Source organism: Agriterribacter sp. (assembly GCF_035445465.1).
GTDB lineage: Bacteria > Bacteroidota > Bacteroidia > Chitinophagales > Chitinophagaceae > Agriterribacter.
On the sequence record NZ_DAOMQT010000109.1, the window covers coordinates 1 to 5,472 of the forward strand.

The 5,472-nt window shown below is 43.8% G+C and carries 3 protein-coding genes; 2 read left to right on the forward strand and 1 reads right to left on the reverse strand.

The genetic code is table 11. The features are described from left to right. Positions 1-190: 190 nt before the first annotated feature. Positions 191-1,756 (reverse strand): ribonuclease Y, encoded by a 1,566-nt coding sequence (gene rny / locus PLE34_RS21505; protein WP_324560592.1) that lies wholly within the window; start codon positions 1,754-1,756, stop codon positions 191-193. Positions 1,757-2,133: 377 nt separating this feature from the next. Between rny and PLE34_RS21510 the strand changes: the two genes are divergently transcribed. Continuing rightward, positions 2,134-4,074, forward strand: a complete 1,941-nt coding sequence (locus tag PLE34_RS21510; protein WP_324560598.1) for a peptidylprolyl isomerase — start codon at positions 2,134-2,136, stop codon at positions 4,072-4,074. A 51-nt stretch (positions 4,075-4,125) separates the two neighbouring features. Beyond that, on the forward strand, positions 4,126-5,244 hold the full coding sequence (locus tag PLE34_RS21515) for a transglutaminase domain-containing protein (RefSeq protein WP_324560595.1): 1,119 nt from the start codon (positions 4,126-4,128) through the stop codon (positions 5,242-5,244). Positions 5,245-5,472 lie beyond the last annotated feature (228 nt).

The window sequence follows — 5,472 nt, forward strand, 5'->3', positions numbered from 1 at the left end:
GTTTTGGAAGTGGTCAATTGTTCGTGAACAAATTGTACTGCTGTGCTCATGACTACAAATTTTTAAGGGACGCAAAGGTAGCAACGGATACCTGAAATACCAAAACAAATTATGAAGGATGTTACAGGATACAAGTTTCAGGTTACACGGAAACACCCTGCTACCTTGTAACCTGCAACCTGCAACACATCTATCTGGCTATGTTCACCGCTCTTTTTTCCCTGATAACCGTTACTTTAATTTGTCCCGGATAGGTCATTTCCGTTTGTATCTTCTGCGCTATTTCAAAGCTCAACTTTTCGCTGTCGGCATCCGTCATTTTATCGGCTTCCGCAATCACCCTTAATTCACGTCCGGCCTGTATAGCATAGGCTTTTTCCACACCGGGATAGGTTAAGGCCAGGGTTTCCAGCTCACGGATACGCTGGAGGTATTGCTGCATAATTTCCCTGCGGGCGCCAGGACGGGCGCCGCTGATGGCATCGCAGGCCTGAACCACGGGGGAGATCACATACCGCATTTCCATTTCATCGTGGTGGGCGCCGATCGCATTAACTACCGCCGGGTTTTCACCATATTTTTCAGCCAGCTTAGCGCCTAATAAAGCGTGGCTCAGTTCTGTTTCCTCATCGGGAACCTTGCCAATATCATGTAACAGTCCTGCCCGTTTGGCTAATTTGGGATTCAACCCCAGTTCAGCCGCCATAACGCCGCATAAATTAGCTACCTCGCGGCTATGCATCAGCAGGTTCTGCCCATAAGAAGAGCGGAAACGCATTTTCCCTACTATACGCACCAGTTCTTTGTGGAGGCCGTGAATGCCTAACTCAATAACGGTTCTTTCGCCTATTTCCAGTACCTGCTCTTCTAATTGTTTCCGGGTTTTTTCCACCACTTCTTCAATACGGGCGGGATGTATACGACCATCTGTAACCAACCTTTGTAATGCCAGGCGGGCAATTTCCCTTCTTAAGGGATCAAAGGAAGAAAGCACGATGGCTTCGGGGGTATCGTCCACGATCAGGTCTACCCCTGTAGCGGCTTCAATAGCACGGATATTTCTTCCTTCGCGGCCAATGATCTGCCCCTTGATTTCATCACTTTCTAAGTTAAACACCGTAACCGTATTTTCAATGGTTTGTTCTGCAGCCGTACGCTGGATACTTTGAATGACCAGCTTACGGGCTTCCTTATTGGCTCTTAGCTTCGCATCTTCAATGATCTCCTGCTGTATAACAAGGGCGCGGGTTTGCGCCTCCTGCTTAAGCGTTTCCAGCAACTGCGCCTTCGCTTCTTCCGCCGTTAAGGCAGCTATTTTCTCTAAGCGCCGGATGTGCTCCTCCTGGTGTTTCTCTAATTCATTGCGTTTCTGGCCAACTACTTCTATCTGGCGGTTAAGGTTTTCCTTGATCACCTCGTTTTCTTTCACCTGCTTATCAATGTTGTCAATTTTTTGATTCAGGGTTTGTTCCTTTTGCCGGATACGGGTTTCGGCATCATTAATTTTTTTGTTTTTGTCGAGCACTTCCTTATCATGCTCGGACTTTAGCTGAACAAACTTTTCTTTGGCTTCCAGCAATTTTTCTTTTTTCAGGTTTTCAGCGGCTGTTTTGGCATCGGAAATGAGTTTATTAGATTGACTTTCAGCATCTTCAATAAGCTTTTTGGTATTTGCGGCAAAAATAAATTTACCCGCCACCACACCTATAATCAGGCATACAACAGCTATTATAATGGACAAGACATTCGGTTCCATGAATTTTTAATTTAAACTGTTCTTTTATATTTTTCCTTCCTATGTTCATATAAACCATAGTAAGTTGTAATGGACGAAGATACAAAACAACATTATTTTATGAGGACTGAATTTCTTCCAGCCTTATATTGCCTGCGTAAGTAAGACAGATATTAAGCCGGGGAGGAACCAAATTGCTTTAATTTGCAGGAAGAAAATGTGGAAAATGTGATAAAAGGAGCGCCTGTCGGCATCCGGCTATCAGCATTAGCTAAGAGCAGTAATAAGGAAGGAGTATCCCTCCTGTCATTAGTAGTAACTCACCTGAATCTGACTGCTGATCGCCCAAATACTTAAAAGAAGACTAAAACGTTTATAACCCTTCAGGAATACCAGTGATGAAAAAACTACTCATTCTGATTGTGCTGCTTTCACCGGGAATATATCTTTCCGCACAAACCCTCTTTACATATGGGAAACATAAAGTGGATAAAGAGGAGTTTTTAAGAGCTTTTAATAAAAACAATACAGCCGGCGCAAATGAACAGGCCCTGCAGGATTATGTTGATCTTTTCATTGCCTTTAAATTAAAAGTGCAGGCGGCTAAAGACCGTAAAATGGATACGCTGCCCGCACAAAAAAATGATCTGCTTAATTTTCGCCGGCAAATTGAAGCAGATTACATGACGGATAATAATATGATTCACGCCCTGGCTGCAGAAGCGTTTAAACGCAGCCAGGAAGATATCCGGTTATCACATATATTTATTCCTTTTGATGCGAACTATATTCAAAACCCTTCCGCACGCACTGCAACTGATACTTTAGCAGCTTTTGAAAATATCCATAAGGCCTACGCCGAATTAAAGAATGGCAGCGATTTTTCTGTAACCGCAGAAAAGCATTCATTAGACCCCATGGTAAAAAATAATAAAGGCGATATCGGCTTTATTACGGTCTTTTCACTGCCCTACGAGCTTGAGTCCGTTGCGTATGCCCTCCGGGATGGTGCATTTTCTATGCCCTATAAAAGCAGCGCCGGGTATCATATCATTAAAAGAACAGCCACAAGACCTGCATGGGGCAAGATGCGGGCAGCACAAATATTACTGGCTTACATACCTGCTGCTTCGGCTGAAGAAAAGCAACCCCAAAAAAAGTTAGCCGATTCATTATACCAGGCTTTACAGAAAGGAAGTGATTTCTCTGCCCTGGCAAAACAATTCAGCTCGGAAAGAAATGCTTACAGCACCGGCGGACTGATGCCGGACTTTGGCGTAGGCAGGTATGATCCCTTTTTTGAAAACGCGGTGTATGCTTTACAAAAAGACGGGGATGTTTCGTCGCCTTTTGAAACCGCGTTTGGCATCCATATTGTTAAGCGCATCAGGCATTTCCCGGTAAGCACCGATAGCACGCAATCGGAGGCATTATTTAAAGAAGCGGTTACACAGGATGCCCGTATAGCTATTGCCCGTGAGCAATTTGCCGGCCGTATAATAAATGAAATCGGCTACAAAAGGCAATTTGAGCAAGACCCGCTTTTATGGCGTTTAACCGACAGCTTTTTAGTGAACAACAATTTTACGCCGCAAAAAAACATAACAGATCAAACCGTTTTGTTTTCATTTCACAAAGAAAGCAAAACGATAAAGGATTGGCTAAACTTCATCGTGTCTGTAAAAAGTAGCTATACTGGTCCGTTACCGTATGCAGATCTGATGAAACAGTTTGTTGCTACCTCTGCAAAATCATATTACCAGGTACATCTTGAAGATTATAATATGGCTTTCCGCAATCAGCTAACCGAATTTTCGGAAGGCAACCTGTTATTTGAAATAATGGAAGAACAGGTTTGGGATAAGGCCGCAAAAGATAAGAAAGGATTAGAGACATATTACGGGGAGCATAAAGCAAAGTATACCTGGGGACCCAGCGCCAATGCTGTTTTTTTTACCACAGCCGACCCTGAAACAGCCGAAACAATAAGCAGCGATATAAACAACTACATCGGAAAATGGAGAACACTGGGAGAAAGCAGCCAGGGAAAAATCATTGCCGATTCGGCCAGGTTTGAGCTGGAACAGATTCCCGGCACAAAGCAAAGTATACAACCGGGCAAAATTACCGAACGCATAACGGATACGGCAAGTGGCGCAACTCATTTCATGTATGTGTTAAATGTATACGATGAGCCGGCACAAAGAAGCTTTGAAGAAGCCAGGGGGCTGGTGATCAATGATTACCAGGCGGTACTGGAAGCGCAATGGATCAAATCTTTAAAAAAGAAGTACCCGGTAAAAATTAATGAAAAGCTGCTGCATGCATTGGCAAAATGAAGCCTGAGTTTAGCCCTTCCACACCTCCTTTCTTTGTAATAACTTTAGGCCATGAAATTCCACCTGCTGGTATATGGCATGTTACTGGGCTGCGGCGTTGCAAACGGGCAGCTTTGGAATAACTATGCCGGGTTTGGCAGATTTGCTATTGCTGTGCCTGATTCCACCAGTCGTTCTCCTGCTGCACTTGCAGCATATATACAAAATCGTTATGATGCTCCGAAGGTACAGTTGCAGGCCATTTATGGCTGGGTTACTGACAATATCCGTTACGATGACGACAGCTCCTATTATTTCAACAGGAGCGTGGATCACGAAACAAAGATCGCCGCTACGCTCCGCAGAAGAAAAGGCGTATGTGAAAATTACGCCGGGCTGTTCGCCGATCTGGCATCAAGGATCGGGTTAACTTCTTATGTTGTTTACGGCTATCCTGCAGGTGTTAGCACAAGAGGAAATACGGGACATGCATGGTGCGCTGTATATTTGGATGATGCGTGGTGGTTGTTTGATCCTACCTGGGATGCCGGGCAACAGGGTAGCTTTAGGTATTTTATGGTGCATCCTGCTACGTTTATACAAACCCATATACCCTTTGACCCGCTTTGGCAATTGCTCGAAAAGCCCGTAAGCTACGGGAATACCACAACAAAAAATAAGACTGTTTTTCACTATAAAGATTCTGTACAGGCTTTTTTGCAAATGGACAGCCTGCAGCAATACCTTGCCATTGAACACCGCATGAAAAATGCAGGAGCAAACAATGAAATGTTTAAGCTGTGGCAGGGTTATAACAGGATGAACATTGCCATTATTGCAGGTGAGCAGGATATGCAATTGTATAATGCCGCAGTGGATAACCTCAACACGGCTACAGACATCTTCAACTCGTTTGTACAGTACCGTAATAATGGTTTTCTTCCTCAAAAGCAGGATGCTGTAATCAAAACGATGCTGGAACCGGTGAGCATGCTGATCGCTGAAGCAAATCAAAAATTAGACGGGATAGGGCTGCTGGTAGAAAACTTTCAGTACGATACCGAAGGTATCCGCAAACAACTGCTTTTGCTCAGTAAGCGCAGCGGGGAACAAAAGGAATTTCTAAAAAAATATCTTGCAGCCGGCCCTACGGAAAGAGCACAACTATTTTACGGGGAAACAATAAAGTAATGAACAGGAAACTTCCTTGCGCTTAAATAGATAACGTGCGTTTTGGATGTTATTGTACAGGAATATTGATTTCACCGGCATGAGAAAACACGATATGGATATTTCTGTGTGTATCATGAGTTTTCTGTGTTGGTTATCTTTAACACACAGGCACAGTAGAAACGCAGGAACACAATAGAAAGAATAAGAAAAACTATGTGCACCTATGTACCTATGATCCTATGTGTT

Coding starts and splice junctions, on each gene's coding strand:
- rny (WP_324560592.1), bottom strand. CDS start 1,756: ATGGAACCGAATGTCTTGTCCATTATAATAGCTGTTGTATGCCTGATT.
- PLE34_RS21510 (WP_324560598.1), top strand. CDS start 2,134: ATGAAAAAACTACTCATTCTGATTGTGCTGCTTTCACCGGGAATATAT.
- PLE34_RS21515 (WP_324560595.1), top strand. CDS start 4,126: ATGAAATTCCACCTGCTGGTATATGGCATGTTACTGGGCTGCGGCGTT.